This is a genomic window from Mesoterricola sp. JemC181, assembly GCF_055384585.1.
In genome coordinates this window covers 4,655,128-4,672,479 of record NZ_AP045076.1, presented here as the reverse complement: position 1 = coordinate 4,672,479, position 17,352 = coordinate 4,655,128, and the positions used below count along the sequence as shown (strand labels likewise).

The 17,352-nt window shown below is 67.7% G+C and carries 14 protein-coding genes and 1 pseudogene; 5 read left to right on the top strand and 10 right to left on the bottom strand.

Annotation, left to right across the window (positions count from 1 at the left end):
- Nucleotides 1–20 precede the first annotated feature (20 nt).
- The 5 genes and pseudogenes from ACZ5MC_RS20405 to ACZ5MC_RS20385 form a co-directional block, all read right to left on the bottom strand.
- Complete coding sequence (locus ACZ5MC_RS20405) at nt 21–332, bottom strand: hypothetical protein (protein WP_464516652.1); 312 nt, start codon at nt 330–332, stop codon at nt 21–23.
- Nucleotides 333–343: 11 nt separating this feature from the next.
- Nucleotides 344–1,585 carry a thiolase C-terminal domain-containing protein gene (locus ACZ5MC_RS20400; protein WP_306597730.1) on the bottom strand — a complete coding sequence of 414 codons (1,242 nt, stop codon included), beginning with the start codon at nt 1,583–1,585 and terminating at the stop codon, nt 344–346.
- A 34-nt stretch (nt 1,586–1,619) separates the two neighbouring features.
- The gene (locus ACZ5MC_RS20395; RefSeq protein ID WP_306597729.1) at nt 1,620–2,918 is read right to left on the bottom strand and encodes an MFS transporter; all 1,299 of its coding nucleotides are present in this window, start codon (nt 2,916–2,918) and stop codon (nt 1,620–1,622) included.
- Between the two features lie 205 nt (nt 2,919–3,123).
- Nucleotides 3,124–4,707, bottom strand: a pseudogene (locus tag ACZ5MC_RS20390) (acyl CoA:acetate/3-ketoacid CoA transferase); the annotation flags it as partial.
- Between the two features lie 198 nt (nt 4,708–4,905).
- Nucleotides 4,906–6,303: a sigma-54 interaction domain-containing protein gene (locus ACZ5MC_RS20385; protein WP_373432575.1), complete on the bottom strand. Its 1,398-nt coding sequence runs from the start codon at nt 6,301–6,303 to the stop codon at nt 4,906–4,908.
- A gap of 111 nt (nt 6,304–6,414) precedes the next feature.
- Here ACZ5MC_RS20385 and ACZ5MC_RS20380 point away from each other — a divergent pair, with 111 nt between their 5' ends.
- Nucleotides 6,415–7,353 carry a nucleoside recognition domain-containing protein gene (locus tag ACZ5MC_RS20380; RefSeq protein WP_306597726.1) on the top strand — a complete coding sequence of 313 codons (939 nt, stop codon included), beginning with the start codon at nt 6,415–6,417 and terminating at the stop codon, nt 7,351–7,353.
- Here ACZ5MC_RS20380 and hisC read toward each other — a convergent pair.
- On the bottom strand, nt 7,350–8,423 hold the full coding sequence (gene hisC, locus ACZ5MC_RS20375) for a histidinol-phosphate transaminase (RefSeq protein WP_306597725.1): 1,074 nt from the start codon (nt 8,421–8,423) through the stop codon (nt 7,350–7,352). The genes ACZ5MC_RS20380 and hisC overlap by 4 nt on opposite strands.
- 391 nt (nt 8,424–8,814) lie before the next feature.
- On the opposite strand from hisC, the gene dctA reads away from it, so the two are divergent.
- Both dctA and ACZ5MC_RS20365 read left to right on the top strand, forming a co-directional pair.
- Nucleotides 8,815–10,110 carry a C4-dicarboxylate transporter DctA gene (dctA, locus tag ACZ5MC_RS20370; RefSeq protein WP_306597724.1) on the top strand — a complete coding sequence of 432 codons (1,296 nt, stop codon included), beginning with the start codon at nt 8,815–8,817 and terminating at the stop codon, nt 10,108–10,110.
- A 383-nt stretch (nt 10,111–10,493) separates the two neighbouring features.
- Nucleotides 10,494–11,471 carry a quinone oxidoreductase family protein gene (locus ACZ5MC_RS20365; RefSeq protein WP_306597723.1) on the top strand — a complete coding sequence of 326 codons (978 nt, stop codon included), beginning with the start codon at nt 10,494–10,496 and terminating at the stop codon, nt 11,469–11,471.
- 21 nt (nt 11,472–11,492) lie between these two features.
- Here the strand turns inward: ACZ5MC_RS20365 and ACZ5MC_RS20360 are convergent, their stop codons facing one another.
- From ACZ5MC_RS20360 to ACZ5MC_RS20350, 3 genes are all read right to left on the bottom strand, one after another.
- The gene (locus tag ACZ5MC_RS20360; protein ID WP_464516651.1) at nt 11,493–13,430 is read right to left on the bottom strand and encodes a GTP-binding protein; all 1,938 of its coding nucleotides are present in this window, start codon (nt 13,428–13,430) and stop codon (nt 11,493–11,495) included.
- A 34-nt stretch (nt 13,431–13,464) separates the two neighbouring features.
- A complete protein-coding gene (gene sbcB, locus ACZ5MC_RS20355) occupies nt 13,465–14,904 on the bottom strand; it encodes an exodeoxyribonuclease I (protein ID WP_306597721.1) in 1,440 nt (479 codons plus the stop codon).
- Between the two features lie 73 nt (nt 14,905–14,977).
- The gene (locus ACZ5MC_RS20350) at nt 14,978–15,589 is read right to left on the bottom strand and encodes a YceI family protein (RefSeq protein WP_306597720.1); all 612 of its coding nucleotides are present in this window, start codon (nt 15,587–15,589) and stop codon (nt 14,978–14,980) included.
- 133 nt (nt 15,590–15,722) lie between these two features.
- On the opposite strand from ACZ5MC_RS20350, the gene ACZ5MC_RS20345 reads away from it, so the two are divergent.
- Nucleotides 15,723–16,181, top strand: a complete 459-nt coding sequence (locus tag ACZ5MC_RS20345; protein WP_306597719.1) for a MarR family winged helix-turn-helix transcriptional regulator — start codon at nt 15,723–15,725, stop codon at nt 16,179–16,181.
- A gap of 61 nt (nt 16,182–16,242) precedes the next feature.
- The gene (locus tag ACZ5MC_RS20340) at nt 16,243–16,377 is read left to right on the top strand and encodes a hypothetical protein (RefSeq protein ID WP_306597718.1); all 135 of its coding nucleotides are present in this window, start codon (nt 16,243–16,245) and stop codon (nt 16,375–16,377) included.
- A gap of 56 nt (nt 16,378–16,433) precedes the next feature.
- Here ACZ5MC_RS20340 and ACZ5MC_RS20335 read toward each other — a convergent pair whose 3' ends face one another.
- Entirely contained in the window at nt 16,434–17,042 is a 609-nt protein-coding gene (locus ACZ5MC_RS20335; protein ID WP_464516650.1) for a cytochrome C, read from the bottom strand.
- Nucleotides 17,043–17,352: the final 310 nt, after the last annotated feature.

Sequence of the window (17,352 nt, the reverse complement as noted above, 5' to 3'; positions counted from 1 at the left end):
TCTTGGTTGGATGATTGAGATCAGTGCTTGGGCGTGACGCTGTCCTTGTCCCAGTAGATGAAATTGGGATGGAGCACGTCGGGTCCGACGATCTTGAGGTCGCCGATGCGGTTGGGATGGGCCACGTCCGGGCCCACCGACTTGATGCCCACGGGGAAGACGGTCCTGATGACCTTCAGCGCCCGCTTTTCCGCTTCCTCTTCGGTCGCGCCGGGGAACAGGCCCGCGCCGGCGACGGCGGGAGCGCCGCCGCCCTTGGCGCAGAGGATGTCCCAGCCCTCGCCCCGCTTCTCGACGGTGAACTGCATGTCGTTGTAGTTGATGGGGTTCATGAGAGCCCTCCCTAGAGTTTCCGAAGGACCGTGACGCAGTTGGTGACCGCGGAACCGCCCACGTTGAAGGCCACGCCGATGTCGGCCTTCCTGGCCTTCACGCCGATGGCTTCGCCGATCAGCTGCTTGTAGATCAGCGCGTGCATGGAGGCGCCGGTGGCGCCCACGGGGTGCCCCTTGGACTTCAGGCCGCCCGAAAGGTTGATGGCGATCCTGTCGTCGCGGGTGAAGCGCCCATCGAGGTAGTCGTAGCCGGCGCGGCCGTCGTCGGAAAATCCCAGGGCCTCGGTGGAGATGATCTGGTTGATGGTGAAGCAGTCGTGCACCTCGGCCAGGTCGATGTCGGAAGGCACGATGCCGGCCTCCTTGTAGGCCTTGGCGGCGGCGTCCTTGCCGGCCATCAGGTCGTACATGTTCGGGCGCACGCTCTCGGAGAGGCGCTCGCAGGAGTGGCCGATGCCGGCGATGGAGACGGCCCGGTGCTTGTCGGCCACGTTGGCGGTCTGGGTGATGACCAGGGCCGCGGCGCCGTCGGTGACCAGGGAGCAGTCATGCAGGCGCAGGGGAGCGGCGATCATCATGTTCTTGCAGCGGCCCTTGGGGTCCAGCTCGTTGAGCTTCATGATCTCTTCCACCGAGGCCGGGCCGTTCTTCACGTGGGCCAGGGGGTTCTCCGCGCCGTTCTTGTAGCAGAGGGCGCCGGCGGTCCAGAGCATCTTCTCCAGGTCCTCGTTGGAGATCTTGTACTTGGCCTGGTAGCCCTTGGCGTATTCGGCGAAGAGCATGGGGAAGGACATGCCCCGGGAACCCTCGGTCGGCCAATGGGAGGAGCAGGCCAGGACGTGGGTCATCTGGGGGGTGGGCAGGAGGTTCATCTTCTCCACGCCGATGACCAGCACGTGCTTGTAGCGCGCCGCCTCGATGGCGTAGATGGCGTCGTAGAGAGCCACGGAGCTGGAGGCGCAGGCGCACTCGCAGCGGGTCATGGGCTTGAAGCGCAGGGCGGGGTCGATCTCGGCGGCGATGGGGGCCACGTGCTCCTGGTTGATGAAGGAACCCGGGGAGCAGGAACCGACGAAGACGGCGTCGATGTCCTTGGCTTCCAGGCCGGCGTCCTTGATGGCGCCGCGGCCGGCTTCGATCAGCAGATCGTAGTAGGTCTTGGTGTCGGTCATCAGGCCGGTCTTCTTGTCCTTCTTGACGAAGGCGCCGAACTCCGTGTTGTAGGCACCGATGATGCTGGCTTTGCTCATAGAGAGTGTCCTTATGAGAGGGAGGGCGCGGAACCTAGGCTCCGATGCCGTCCTTGTGGGTTTCCTTGGCGAAGTAGACGGCCACGACGGTGATGAGCACCAGGGCGATCATGTAGTAGGCGATGTAGGTGAAGGCCAGGTTGTTCTCGATGCCCTTCTTGAGGAGGTAGGTGGCCACCAGCGGCGAAAGGCCGCCCGCGAAGATGGAGGCCAGCTGGTAGCCCAGGGAGGCGCCGCTGTAGCGGACGCGGGCCGAGAACATTTCAGAGAGGAAGCTGGCCTGGGGGCCATACATCGCGGCGTGGCCCATGGTCACGGGGATGACGATGGCCAGGGCGATCATCGCGGGGGACCTGGTGCCCAGCATCCAGAAGAAGGGGAAGGCCATGAGGCCGCAGAAGACGGCGCCCCACATGTAGACGGGACGGCGGCCGAGCTTGTCGGACAGGGCGCCCCAGCCGGCGCAGGTGAAGATGGCGAAGAAGGCGGCCCAGAGCAGGCCGTTGAGGCCGACGGCGCGGTCCATCTTCAGGTAGGTGGAGATGTAGACCAGGGAGAAGGCGGTGAAGACGTAGAAGAGGCCGTTCTCGGCGAAGCGCACGCCCATGGCGATGAGGATGTTCTTGGGGTGCTTGGTGATGGCCTCGATGAGGGGCATCTTGGCTTCCTGCTTCTGGTCCTTCAGTTTCTCGAAGACGGGGGACTCGGCGATGGTCATCCGGATCCAGATGCCGACGGCGACGAGGGCGAAGCTGAGCAGGAAGGGAACCCGCCAGCCCCAGGAGATGAAGGCGGCATCGGCGGCGGCCTTCGTGTCGGCCCGGAGGAACCACATGGAGTTGGCCGCACGGAAGACCATGGTGGACAGCAGGAGGCCGATGAAGGCGCCGAGCTGGGGCCAGGAACCGTAGAAGCCGCGCCGGTTGGCGGGGGCGTGTTCCACGGCCATCAGCACCGCGCCGCCCCACTCGCCGCCCAGGCCGAAGCCCTGGAGCAGGCGCATGGTGATCAGGAGCACGGGGGCCCAGATGCCGATCACGCTGTAGGTGGGAAGCATGCCGATGCAGGCCGTGGCCAGGCCCATGATCATCAGGGTGAGGTAGAGCATCTTCTTGCGGCCGATCTTGTCGCCGAAGTGGCCGAAGACGATGCCGCCCAGGGGGCGGGCCAGGAAGCCCAGGGAGAAGGTGGCGAAGGCCAGCAGGGTCCCGACGATCGGGTCGTAGCTGGGGAAGAAGATCTTGTTGAACACCAGCGCCGCGGCCGTGCCGTAGAGGAAGTAGTCGTACCATTCGATGGAGGTGCCGATCAGGCTGGCCAGTGCGACCTTCACGATCTGCTTGTGCCCGACTTCGACTGGGGCCGGACCGGTGCCCTTTGGTACTGCGGGACTTAGAGTGGTCGTCACGAGAGCTCCTTGGAAAAGGGTTGAGGTTAAGAAACCGGGTGGTTGGGTTGTTTGTTGCCAACAGCTGCGCCCCGGGACGCCTGGCGGCGCCCGGGGTGCCTTCCGTTCATTCCTTGGGCAGCATGTCCAGGAGGCCCATGGGCTCGTCCCGGAAGATGCGGTAGTCCATCAGCTTGAGATCCGGGGCGAGGATCGGGGCGAAGTCCATCTGCCCGAGGATGTCCCGGTCCAGGTCCACGCCGGGGGCGATCTCGATGAGCTCCAGGCCCTTCTCCACGAGGCGGAAGACGCAGCGCTCGGTGATGTAGAGGACCCTCTGGCCGTTCTTGAAGGCCTGGGAACCGCTGAAGGTGCGGTGCTCCACCTCCTTCAGGAACTTCCTGCTGGCCCCTTCCTTGACGATCCTGAGGGAGCCCTGCTCCACGGCGATCTCCAGCCCGCCGGCCGTGAAGGTTCCCACGAAGATGACCACCTTGGTGGACTGGGAGATGTTGATGAAGCCGCCCGCGCCGGCGAGGCGGGGCCCGAACTTGCTCACGTTCAGGTTGCCGTGGCGGTCGGCCTGGGCCAGCCCCAGGAAGCAGATGTCCAGGCCGCCGCCGTCATAGAAGTCGAACTGGGAGGGCTGGTCGATGATGGCCACCGCATTGGACCCGGCGCCGAAGCTGAGGCCGCCGGCGGGCACGCCGCCGATGCCGCCCGGCTCGGTGGACAGCGTCATGAAGTCGGAGGCGCCCTCCTCCACCGCCACGATGGAGACGCCCTCGGGCATGCCGATGCCCAGGTTCACGTTCACGTTGGGCTTGAGTTCCATGGCCGCGCGGCGGGCGATGATCTTGCGCTCGCTCATCTCCAGCATGGCGATGGAGGACATGGGGATGCGGATCTCCCCACTGTAGGCGGCGTTGTACTGCTCGCCGAAGGTCTGCATGTGCAGTTCGGGCTTCTCGGCCACCACCACGTAGTCCACCAGGACGCCGGGGAACTTCACGTCGCGGGGGTTGAGCGTGCCGCGGTCGGCCAGGCGCTCCACCTGGACGATCACCTTGCCGCCGCTGTTGTGCACGGCCATGGCGATGGCCTGGCCCTCCAGGGTCAGGGCCTCCCGTTCCATGGTGACGTTGCCGTCGGGGTCCGCGGTGGTGCCGCGGATGATGCCGATGTTCAGCGGCATGGCGTTGTAGAAGAGGTAGTCCTTGCCGTGGATCGAGATGTGTTCGACGAGATCCTCGGTGGTGCGCTTGTTGATCTTGCCGCCGCCGAATTCCGGATCCACGAAGGTGCCCAGGCCGATCCTGGAGATGGTCCCGGGCTTGCCGGCGGCGATGTCCCGGAAGAGGTGGGAGATGACGCCCTGGGGCAGGTTGTAGGCGTCGATCTTCTCGGCCAGGGCCAGGGCCTGCAGCTTGGGCGCCAGGCCCCAGTGCCCGCCGATGACCCGCCTGATCAGGCCTTCATGGCCCAGGTGGTTGAGGCCCTTCTCCTTGCCGTCGCCCTGGCCCGCGGCATAGATGAGGGTGAGGTCCCGGGGCGTCTCGGTCTCCAGGAAGCGCTTCTCCAGGGCGATGGCCACGTTCTCGGCGAAGCCGATCCCCACGAAGCCGCAGGTGGCCACCGTGTCGCCGTTCCTGATGCACTTGACGGCCTCCGCGGCCGTGGTGACTTTGCTGCGCCGGACGCGGGGTCCGGCCGGGGCGAGCGTCTGACTCGACATGGGAAGCTCCTGGAAAAGGGATATCCAGGCTCTTTTGCAGAGGTCGTGCCAGATCCAAGGGCTTAACAATCGCCAATAAAATCAGAGTTTAGGAAAAACCTTCATCGGACTCCTGTCTCTGATTTGAGATCGCCGGGTTCGCAACATCTGAATCAGGCCTCATTTTTTCCCGCCGGCAAGCTTTGGACACTGGAGTTATCAGTTTCCGTCTCTCGATGGAGACATGTCTCTGTTTGGAGACAGCTCCTTCAGGGCGGTCCGCCGCTTGTAGAAGGTGGCCCGGCCGATGCCCAGGCGCCGGGCGGCGTCCACCACCTTCCCCTGGCAGGCCTTCAGGGCCGAGTCCAGCACCAGCCATTCCGCCTGGGCCATGGCCTCGGCATAGGTGGCGGCGGGGGCCGGGGCCTGGCGGGGGGGCGGGTGGGGGCCGTGCTTGAGCAGGCCGTGGAAGTCCGAGGCCTCCAGGAGGTGTTCGTCGGTGTTCATGACGGCCTGCTCCAGGACGTTGCGCAGCTCCCGCACATTGCCGGGCCAGGAATGGTTCAGCAGCAGGGCGATGGCGTCCGGGCTCAGCTCCCGGCAGAGGGTGGCGTTCTGGACGCCCACCTTCTCCAGGATGTGCTCGCACAAAAGCTCGATGTCGCCCTGGCGTTCGCGCAAGGGGGGCAGGGCGATGTTCAGCACGTTCAGGCGGTAGAAGAGGTCCTTGCGGAAGCGGCCCTCGGCCACCATGGCGTCCAGGTCCTGGCTGGTGGCGGCCACGATGCGCACGTTCACCCGGATCACCCGGTTGGACCCCAGGGGCTCGAACTCCTGCTCCTGGAGCACCCGCAGCAGCTTGGACTGGAGGGCCAGGGGCATGTCGCCGATCTCGTCCAGGAAGAGCGTCCCGCCGTTGGCCAGTTCGAACTTCCCGGGCCTCGGCTGGCGCCCGGCCCCGGTGAAGGCCCCCGGCGCCACCCCGAAGAACTCCGCCTCCAGCAGGGTGTCCGGGATGGCCGGCACGTTCACGATCACGAAGGGCTGCGCCTCCCGGGGCCCTCCGGAGTGGATGGCATGGGCCAGCAGCTCCTTGCCCGTGCCGGTCTCGCCCCGCAGGAGCACCGGCGCCTCCAGCATGGCCGCGCGCCGGGCCAGGCGCCGCACCTCCATGGTCGGGGGGCTGTTGCCCAGGAAGGAGGAGAAGGTGTATTTGGTGCGCCGGGCCTCGGCCAGTTTCTTCTGGGCCCGGGCCAGCTCCTTCTGGAGGCTGGAAAACCGTTCGAACAGGGGCTTCAGGGACTCGTAGTGGCTGAACAGGGCGAACCCCACCGCGCCCACCACCTCCCCCTCCTTGTCCCGCAGGGGGATGCGCATGACCACGAAGGTCTGGCCGTTGGTCTCCAGCAGGTCCAGCAGGATGGGCTGCTTGGACTGGACCACCTGGCGCATGAGGCTGTTGGGGATGACGGCTTCGATCTCCTGCCCGATGGCCCAGGCGGGATCCACGCTCAGGCGGGCCGCATAGCGGTCGTTGATCCAGACCACCCGGGCGTTCCGGTCCACGATCACCGTCCCCTCGCACAGCCCCTCGAAGCAGTCGAACATCGACTGCATGGCCTGCTGCTGAAGCCGGACCGGATCCTGCAGGGTGTGGGGGGGGAGGGTCAAGGGGGGGCCTTTGGGGTAGGTGCCGTCCATTATAGGAGTCCGGTCCTATAATCAGCCATGGAAACCCTGATCAGGATCATGTTGCAGTCCGGCAAGGCCGGCATCGACGTGGCGCTGTACACGCTGCTGCCGGTGCTCGTCATCCTCATGGCCGTCATGAAGGCCGTGGAATCCCGGGGGATCCTGGCCATGGTCGCCCGGTGGGTGGAACCGCTCCTGAAGCGCTTCGGCGTCCCGGGGGCCGGGGCGTTCGCCATTGTCCAGCTGCTGTTCGTCAGTTTCGCCGCCCCTCTGGCCACCCTCGCCGTCATGGAGAAGGACGGCACCCCCCGCCGGGCGATCGCCGCCACCCTGGCGATGGTGCTCACCATGTCCCAGGCCAACGTCATCTATCCCATGGCGGCCGTGGGCCTGAACGTGGGAATCATCCTGCTGACCTCCCTGGCCGGGGGGCTGGCGGCTGCCGCCCTCACCTACTATCTATTCACCCGCACGGTCGTCGAGGTCGAGCCGGACGGCCAGGCCACCCTCACCACCCCTTACGCCCAGCCCAAGGGGCCCCTCCTCACCCTCATGATCCAGGGGGGCCAGGAGGCCGTGCAGGTCATCCTCGGGGCCATCCCCATGCTGATCCTGGCCATCTTCCTGGTGAACGGCCTCAAGGCCACCGGCAGCATCGCCCTGCTGGAGCGGGTCCTCTCCCCCGTCCTCGGCCGCATCGGCTTCCCCGCCTCCGCCGTCCTCCCCCTGGCCACCAAGTACCTGGCCGGCGGCACCGCCATGATGGGCGTCACCCTGAACCTCATGAAGGAGGGCGCCATCACCCCCCTGGAACTGAACCGCATGGCCGGCTTCCTGACCAATCCCTGCGACCTGGTGGGGGTGGCCGTCCTCATTTCAGCCGGGGTCCGCTGCGCCTCCGTGGTTCGCCCGGCCGTCGCCGGGGCCGTGGTGGGGATCCTGCTGCGGGGCGTGCTGCATCTGATCATCTTCTAGGTGGTTTGTCCCTTTCCCACGATTTCCCGCAACGCGTCCACCAGCACCCCGCACTGCTCGTCCGTCCCGATCGAGATCCTCAGGAAGGCATCGATGCGGGGCAGGTTGAAGTGCCGGACGATGATGGCCCGTTCCCGGAGTTTCGCGGTCAGGTCGGCGCCGGCCCACCGGGGGTGCCTGGCGAAGATGAAATTGGCGGCCGAGGGGAGCACCTCGAAGCCCAGGGCTCCCAGGCTGGCCGTGAGGGCCTCCCGGCTGCGCATGACGGCCTGGCGGGTCCGTTCGAACCAGGGGACGTCCTCCAGGGCGGCGATGGCGCCGGCCATGGCCAGGCGGTCCACGGGGTAGGAGTTGAAGCTGTCCTTGACCCGCACCAGGGCCTCGATGAGGCCGGGGTGTCCCATGGCGAAGCCCAGGCGAAGGCCGGCCAGGGAGCGGCCCTTGGAGAGGGTGTGGATCACCAGCAGGTTGGGGTGCTCCTGGATGAGGGTCACGGCGGAGTCGCAGCCGAAGTCCACGTAGGCCTCGTCCACCACCACGGGGGATTCGGGGTTGGCGGCCAGGAGGGTGCGCAGCTCGTCCAGGTCCAGCCAGCGGCCGGTGGGCGCGTTGGGGTTGGGGAAGATGATGCCGCCGTTGGGGCGCCGGTAGTCGTCCACCCGGATGCGGTATTCACCGTCCAGGGGAACCTGCTCGTGATCGATGCCGTAGAGGGCGCAGTAGACGGGATAGAAGCTGTAGGTGATGTCAGGGAACAGCAGGGGGCGGTCGTGCTTGAGCAGGGCCAGGAAGGCCAGGGCCAGGACCTCGTCGGAGCCGTTGCCCACGAACACCTGCCGGGCATCGAGGCCGTGGCGGGCGGCGATGACCTGCCGGAGGCGGGCGGAGGTGGGGTCGGGGTAGAGCCGGAGGCTGTCCGTGGCCGCTTCCCGGATGGCCTCCAGGGCCCGGGGGGAAGGTCCGTAGGGATTCTCGTTGGTATTGAGCTTCACCAGGTTCTCCAGCCTGGGCTGCTCACCCGGGACATAGGGGGTGAGGGTGTGGACGACCTGGCTCCAGAATCGGCTCATGGGACTCCCTGGGGTTGTTCCAGCTTAGCCGAGGGTGCCCCGGCGGGCGCCGCCTTCGGCACCCGGGCGGACCTGCCCCTCCATGGCCCGGGCTCCGGGGCATTTTCCTGCGCGGATCCGCTCGGTCGCTTGTAACGCCCGGCATCCTTGATTTATCAAAATATTGGGAAAGGGAACCTTCCATCCCCATGGAAATCGCCGTGAAAACAATAGTTTTTTCACGATAGACATACCAACGGTGGAATGGTCTACTCCTTCATCATTTCCGATTGAAAAGTCCTGAACCGAGGTTGTCCGACGGGCCCGTCGGACCTGTTCCAGGGCGCCCATATCCGCTTCCGGTGGCCCCCCCTGGGGCCATCCGTTTCTTTAATCGCAGGAAGGAGCACGCATGATCAAGAGGTTCGCCTCCAAGCTGTACAACTGGGTCGCGGTCATGATCGTCCTTGGCGCCCTCCTGGGGCACTTCTACCCGGCCACGGCCGTCAAGATGCAGCCCTTCGCCGACGGGTTCATCAACCTGATCAAGATGCTCATCCCGCCGGTGATCCTGTGCAGCGTGGTGCTGGGCATCGCGGGGGCCGGCAGCATCAAGAAGGCCGGGCGCGTGGGCGCGAAAGCCATCCTCTACTTCGAGGTGGTGAGCACCTTCGCCCTCGTCATCGGCCTGGTCATGGCCAACGTCTTCGGCCCCGGCCGGAGCTTCCACGCCGATCCCGCCAAGCTCGATCCCAAGCTTGTCGCGACGTACGTGGCCCAGGCCCATCACATGACCGTCTCGGAACACCTCCTGAAGATGATCCCCAAGACCATGTTCAGCGCCTTCACCGACGGCGACATCCTGCAGGTGCTGCTGATCTCCGTGCTCCTGGGCTTCTCCGCGGCCGCCCTGCCCGAGAAGTACAAGGCCCCGCTCCTGGCCATGCTCGAGAACGTCAGCAAGATGTTCTTCGGGGTCATGAAGCAGATCCTCTACCTGGCCCCCATCGGCGCCGGCGCGGCCATCGCCTTCACCATCGGCAAGTTCGGCCTGCGGTCCCTGGTGCCCATGGCCCAGCTCATCGGCCTTTTCTACGCCACCTGCGCCCTGTTCGTCTTCGTGGTGCTTGGCAGCATCGCGAAGCTGGCCGGCTTCAGCATCTTCAAGGTGCTGCGCTACATCAAGGGCGAGCTCCTCCTGGTGCTGGCCACCAGCTCCTCGGAATCGGCCCTCATCCCCCTGATGACCAAGATGGAGCACCTCGGCCTTTCCAAGTCCATCGTCGGCCTGGTCATCCCCACCGGGTACTCCTTCAATCTTGACGGAACCAACATCTACATGACCCTGGCCTCGATCTTCATCGCCCAGGCCATGGGCATCGAGCTCACCCTCGGCCAGCAGATGGGCATCCTGGTGGTCACCATGATCACCAGCAAGGGCGCCGCGGGCGTCACCGGCTCCGGCTTCATCACCCTTGCGGCCACCCTCGCCGTGGTGCCGGGCATCCCCGTGGCCGGCATGGCCCTCATCCTCGGCATCGACAAGTTCATGTCGGAGGCCCGCGCCATCACCAACCACATCGGCAACTGCCTGGCGGCCGTGCTCATGGCCATCTGGGAGAAGGAACTGGATTGGAAGCGCTTCCACGAAGTGCTCAACCGCCACGAGGACGAACCCATGCCCGAGGCCGCCCTGGCCGAGGAGTAGCCGTCCCCTCCTGCCTGCGCATGAGAACCCGGGGCGCCGCCCCGGGTTTTTCGTTCGGACGCCCTGCGGGCCGACCCGCCTGCCACTTTTTGAGGGCACTCCGAGGATCGCCTTGGGAAGGGAGGAATCGGAGAGCCCGCCGGATGGGTTTTCCGCAGTCCTCGCGGATATGGCTGACCGCGAACCCGCGCCACGACTATTTCTCGAAGCTCCGGCGAACGGGCGGGGCCGGTTCCCGGCTTTTTCAAAGGGAACCGTTGACCCTCCAACCCTCCCCCCCGTGTCGCCGTCCGGGGCGAATGAAATTGTCCTGAATCCCGGCTTCGGACGGGACCCGTTGTTCCGGGTGGAGGGTTTGAAGTACCCTCACACCGGAGGTTCCCATGCCCAAGGCGGTACGCTTCCACCGGACCGGCGGTCCCGACGTTCTCCAGGTTGATGAACTCGCCGTCGGCGCGCCGGGGCCCGGCGAGGCCCAGGTGCGCCATGTGGCCTGCGGCGTCAATTTCGTGGACTGCTACCAGCGCAGCGGCCTCTACCCGATGCCCCTGCCGGCGGTGGCCGGCAACGAGGGCGCCGGGGTGGTGGAGGCGGTGGGCCCCGGCGTCACGGCCGTGAAACCGGGCGACCGGGTGGCCTACGCCATGGCGGCCGGCAGCTACTGCGAGCTGCGCAACCTGAACGCCGAACGCCTCTGCCTGCTGCCCGGCGGGATCAGCTTCGAGCAGGGCGCCGCCATGATGCTCAAAGGCATGACCGTGCAGTACCTGATCCGCCGCACGCACCGGGTGGAACCGGGCGAGACGGTGCTGTTCCACGCCGCCGCCGGCGGGGTGGGCCTGATCGCCTGCCAGTGGCTGAAGGCCCTCGGGGCCACCATCATCGGCACGGCCGGCTCCGAGGAGAAGTGCGAGCTGGCCCGGCAGCACGGGGCCGACCACTGCATCAACTACCGCGCCGAGGACTTCGTGGCCCGCGTGAAGGAGCTCACCGGCGGCCAGGGCGTCCCGGTGGTCTACGACTCCGTGGGCCGGGACACCTTCCCCGGTTCGCTGAAGTGCCTGCGGCCCCTGGGCCTCATGGTCTCCTTCGGCAGCGCCTCGGGCCCCGTGCCGCCCCTGGCCATCACCGAACTGACGAGCCACGGCTCCCTGTTCCTGACCCGCCCGAGCCTGGGCACCTACATCGCAGGACGGCCCGACCTCCTCGCCACCTCCGGGGAACTCTTCGACGTGGTGCTCTCCGGCAAGGTGAGGATCGGCATCGGCGCGCGGTACGACCTGAAGGACGCCGCCCAGGCCCACCGGGACCTGGAGTCCCGGGCGACCACGGGGACCGGCGTCCTCGTCACCGGCGCCTGATCCGGGCCCGCTTCGCCGCGGTCAGAGCGCCTTGCGCGCCGCCAGGATGTATTTCGCCTGGTCCCGGGGGTCGATGCCCCGGCGGGGGCTGGCGGCGCCCAGTTCCAGGGGGCATTCCTGGTACCCGTCGAAGCGCGTGGAGAGCACCCCGCGGCCTCCGCTGAGGGACCCCAGGCGCGTGGGGTAGTCCAGGGAGGTGGCCACGGGGAGCCGCGCCTCCACGGTGAATTCGCCCCCGCCGATCGCAGGCGCCTCGAAGGTGCCGCGCATCTGGAGGATATCCCCGATCACGCGGTTGCCCAGGGCCGCGGGCACGGTGATGGCGCACGCCAGCATGGGCTCGAGGAGAGTGGTGCCGGTGGCCTCCAGGCCGTTCATGATGCCCATGGGGGTGGCCACGGCGAAATCCAGGGGGTGGGTGTGGACCAGGTGGTGCTGGCCCTCCACGAGGGTGATCCTCAGATCCGTGACCTCCCAGCCGTGGAGGCCCTGCTTCAGGGCCTCGGGCAGGGTCCTCTCCACCTGGTTCTGGTAGCGGTGGAGCATGGCGTCGTCCCGCACCGTCGAGGCGTACGCCACCCCGGAGCCCCGCTCCCCGGGCTCGATGGCGAAGCGCAGAACCGCCCAGCAGGGCTTGGGCATGGTGTATTCGACGTAACCCTCCCCCGCCCTGGCGGGGGTTTCGCGGTAGATGACCGAAGGCGCGCCGAACCGGGCCTCCAGCCCGAACCGGGACGCCAGGAGGCTCGTGAGCACCTCCATCTGGATGACGCCCATGATGCGCAGGTGCAGCTCCCGTTCATCCCGGAGCCACTGCAGCTCCAGCATCGGGTCCTCGTCGGCGAGTTCCCTCAGGGCCGCCACCAGCCGGGGGAAGTCCGCCTCCTGGCCGGCGAAGGCCTGCACGGCCAGGAGCGGCACGGCCATGGCGCAGCCCTCCGGCACCCCGGCCGGGTCGCCCAGGACATCCCCGATGCGGGCCTGGAGGCCGCAGACCGAGCCGATGTCCCCCGCCTGGAGCAGGCCCGCATCCTCGTGGCGCTGGGCCCGGACGCGGCGGATCTGCGTGATCTTCTCCTGGGTCCCCTGGGTGGCGTTGGCCACGGCGTCCCGGTTCCGCAGCTCCCCGCTGAAGAGGCGCACGTAGGCGATCCGGCCCATGGTCCTGTCGTGCTCCAGCTTGAACACCAGCCCCGACACCGGCCCGTCCACGTCCCCGGCGGGGGGCGGCAGGCAGTCCACGGCCGCGTCCAGGAGCTCTTCCACGCCCAGCCCCTTCAGGGCCGAGCCGAACAGCACCGGGTAGAGGCTCCCCGCCCGGGCCAGGGCCGCCATGCGCGCCCTCAGCAGGGCGGGGGAAACCGGGCGCCCCTCGGCCCAGGGGTCGAGGATGGCCTCGTCCAGCTCCGCCACCCGTTCCACGGTCTGCGGCCAGTCCTCCCCGGGGTGCAGGGGCAGGGCCATGGGCGAGAGCCGCCGCTGGACCTGGGCCAGGACCCCCGCGGGGTCCGCCCCCATGCGGTCGGTCTTGTTGATGAAGACGACCGTGGGGATGCCCATGCGGCGCAGGGCCTTCCAGAGGACCGCCGTCTGCGCCTGGACCCCTTCCACCGCCGAAAGGACCAGCACCGCCCCGTCCAGGACCTGCAGCGACCGCTCCACCTCCGCCCCGAAGTCCACGTGCCCGGGCGTGTCGATGAGGTTGACCTCCACGTCCCGCCAGGTAAAGGTGGTGACCGCGGACCGCACCGAGATGCCCCGCTCCCGCTCCACGTCCATCCAGTCGGTGTGGGCGGTGCCCCGGTCCACGCTCCCCAGGGCCCGGATGCTGCCGCTGTGGAAGAGCATCTGCTCGGTGAGGGTGGTCTTGCCCGCATCCACGTGGGCGAGGACGCCGAAGGTGCGGATGGCGCGCCCCCGGGGGCAGGGCGGAAGGGAGGGGCGGGGCGCTTCGGGCATGGGACCATTCCACCACACCCGCGAGGCGCCTTCGTCACCGTTCGGAGGGAACCTCGGCCGGGAGGCAGTCCTCGAGTTCCTGCCAGAGGGCCGTCCGTTCCGGATGGCTCTTCCGGAACCCCGCAAGGACTTCCCGGAAGCGGTCCAGGCCCAGCAGGCTCTCCAGGGGCGGATGCTCCAGCCGGTTCCGGCAATGGGCCGCCCAGCGTTCCGCCTCCGCCGGGGTGAGCAGCTCGGGCCAGTTGCGGGCCCGGTAGCGGAAGAAGAGCTCCGGGAGCCGGGGATCCTTGAACACGGGCCTGAGCCTGCCCAGCTCCGCGGGGGCCGACAGATGGATCCGGTCCATCCACGCGCGGTCGGCATCGGAAAAGAAGCCTCCGTAGATGGAGAAATCCGGGTCGGCGGAGCCGGGGCCCGCGAACGCTGAGCCGCTGGCCTCGACCAGCCGGGCCCGGAAGGCCGTCTGCGCCTGCAGGGCGGCGCCCCGGGCCTCCAGGCCGGGCAGGTCGAGGCCATGGCGTTCGGCCACCGCCGGCGTCAGCAGGCGCAGGTCCCGCACGATGACCGGGCACTTGTTGGTGTGCAGGGTCTTCACGCCCGGGCGCTCCCAGCCGCGCGAGGCCAGGTCCTCCGCCTTCGCGAACATCCGCTCCCGGAGGGCCGGCACGTCCAGGTCCAGGAACGGCTCGAAGGGGACCCGCAGGTCCCAGAGCACGATCTCGTTGGGACGGTCCGGCTGGTCCCCCACGGGCCAGACGAGGGAGAAGGACCCCTGGGCCGCCTTGAACATGCCCGAGACGTGGATGAGGGCCTGGGGATGGGCGGGATCGGCCTGGGCGCGCACCCACTGCTTGCCGCGCGCCTTGAGGGCGAAGTCCCAGAGCCTGGGCTGGGCCGCCTTCAGCCTGCGGGCCAGGGCGAGCGTGGCCCGCACATCGGCCAGGGCGGTGTGGGCCTCCCCGTGGGGAATCCCGTTGGCACGGGTGAGGTCCCCCAGCCGGAAGGACGGCGTGCCGTCCTCCTGGTCCGGCCAGACGATCCCTTCGGGGCGGAAGGCCCGGGCCAGGCGGAGGACGTCCAGGAGATCCCAGCGGCTGTTGCCGTTCTTCCACTCCCGGGCGTAGGGATCCAGCAGGTTCCTGAACAGGGTGGAGCGGGTGACCTCGTCGTCGAAGCGCAGGCTGTTGTAGCCGACCGTGCAGGTCCCGGGCCGGGCCATCTCCGTGTGGATGGCGGTGATGAAGTCCGCCTCCCGCAGCCCCAGGCGCCCCACGGCCCCGGGTCCGATCCCCGTGAGCAGGCAGGCCTCGGGCTGGGGCAGGTAGTCCGGCGAGAGGCGGCACCAGATCTCCAGCGGTTCCCCCACCTCCCTGAGGTCCAGGTCGGTGCGCAGTCCGGCGAATTGCGCCGGCCGATCCGCCCGGGGATCGACTCCGAAGGTCTCGTAGTCGTGCCAATAGAACGTGGGGTCCATGGGCGTGCCTCCGGAGCGGGGGGGAAGGCCTAACTTTAGCGCGCGAGCCCCCCGTCCGGTGCAGGTCCGGCGCTCACGGCGCCTCCTGCTTGATCGCTTCCACCGCCAGGGAGATCTCCACCTCCTCGCCCAGCACCGTTCCGCCCAGGTCGAGGGGGAGGTTCCAGTTCATGCCGAAGTCCTTGCGGTTCACTTTCACGGTGCCCTCGAACCCCGCCCGGGTGTCCTTGAAGGGCGTACGCACCGCCCCCAGGCTCATCGCCGCGAGGGTGACGGGCCGGGTGATGCCCTTGATCGTGAGGTCCCCGGTGACCTCCAGGCGCCCCTGGCCGCGGTCCACCACCCGGGTGCTGCGGAAGGTGATGAGGGGGTGGCGCTCGGCATCGAAGAAATCCGCGCTGCGCAAGTGGTTGTCCCGGGCCTCCAGCCGGGTGTCCACGCTGGCGGCCTGGATCGTGACGGCCACCGAGGACCGGGAGAGGTCCTGGCCGTCCACCTCCAGGGTCCCCTCGAAGACCCGGAACTCCCCCGGCACCCGGGTCACCAGGTGGCGCACGCGGAAGCCCACCTGGGAGTGGGTGGGGTCGATCCGGTAGAGGTCCCTGGCAAACGCCGGGTCCGGGGAGGCGAGCAACAAAGCGGTGCCGAGCACGGAGCTCAGGGTGGGATGGCTGAGGTTGGTCATGGGCGTCTCCTTTTTACGCGTTTCAACGCGCAATACAATATGAGTTGAAACTCATGAGTTGCAACCCGTATTTTGGAATTTTTTGCTACACTGCTCCCCGGAGGCGCCCATGGACCTGCGGGAGGAGTTGCGGATGTCCCGTCCCCCGGCCGAGGGGGAGGACGTGATCCTCGCCGTGCTCCTCACCCGGGAGTTCCTGGGCCGGTTCCTGGAGAACCGGGTCTTCGCGGAGTTCCAGCTTTCGGACCCCCAGTACAACCTCCTGCGGATCCTCCGGGGCGGACCCGAGGGCGGCTACCTTGTGCAGGACATCCGGCGCCGGATGCTCTACCGGTTCGCGGACGTGTCGCGCCTGGCGATCCGCCTGGAGGCCCAGGGCCTGGTCCGGCGCCGGGAGGACCCCGGGGACCGGCGCGGGGTGCGGGTCTCCATCACGGACGAAGGCCGGGCCCTCACCGAACGGGTGGGGGCCGTGGAGGCCCAGGCCGTGCGGGAGGTGGCCCGGGTCTTCGACGCCGGGGAGCGCGCCGCGCTCCTGGGCCTCCTGGACCGCCTGAGGGACGCCCTCCGGAGCGAGGCCGACCGGGGGTGATGGGGCAGGGCGCCGGGGAGGATTCCGGCCTGGGTCCGGCCCTTCCGTCAAGGGCCCCTGCATGGGTGCAGTCACTCTCCCCTACGCTCATCCGGCGCGGGATCTGCGGGAGGTCCTGGGCGCCGCCAGGCTGCCCAGGCCCAATGATCTGGGCGGGACGCGCCTCGCGCCTTCAAACGCCATGGTCCCGCCGTAGGGGCCAACGGTTTGAACAGGCCTACCGCGACGCGGGCATCCAGGTCCCTCGCGCGCTCAGGGACCCGGGTTCGGGTTGTTGGGCAGCGACGGAATCGCGCTCAAGTACTCGTAGATCGCAGCCAGATCGCGATCGGACTTCTTGCCGAAGGCCGGCCACGGCATGACTTGAAGAAGCTTCGGCCGATTCGACGCCGGGGTCCAATCCGGATCGACGCCGGTTCGCATCAGGTTCACGAATTCGCTGAGGCTCAAGCCGGCCGGGCGCCCCGTGTTGTCCGGCGTCAGGTTGGCCGAGGTGAATGGCCCGAACTGCTGACCTCCCGACAGGTACTGCGCGCTGTTCACGACCTCTGGCTGGCCGGCGAAGGGGTTGCCGCCGGGCATATACGTGGGATGCGTATGGCAGTCGATGCAGCCACCGGTGTTCACGATGTAGCTGCCCAGGCCGACCAGGGCATGGTTGCGGCCCCGCATATCGAGCGTCACGCCCTTCGGAACCATGGCGAAGCCGCGCCTGACAAGACTCTCCTCCCTTTCCCCGCCGTCATGGTCCGATGCCGAGGTATAAACCCCAAGGCCGGCCGCCAAGGCCATGGCCAGCCCGACGCGCACGGATGTGCGATTGAGGCCAGAAAGGAACGAAAATCGTGGGCTTTGGGTCATCACATTCTCCTCTGCATGGGTTCACGGACTGAAAGGATCGCCCACCTACAGCAGGCGTGCGGCAGGTTGAATATAGGCAGTTCCGTTGGCATTGCAAAATAATGATTATTTGATGACACACTAGTCGTTTATTTCACGCGCCAGGATCACCCGCAATGCGATTCATGTCCTCATGCGGTATGGGACGGTGCGATTGCAAGGCACCATGAAAAAGCCATTTTGCACCCTCTGCGGGGCCCGCTTCGATCCCTGGCCGAGCGGCTCCTGCCGATGCTGGGAACTCGGCAAACGCCGGAGGTGGAATCAGGAC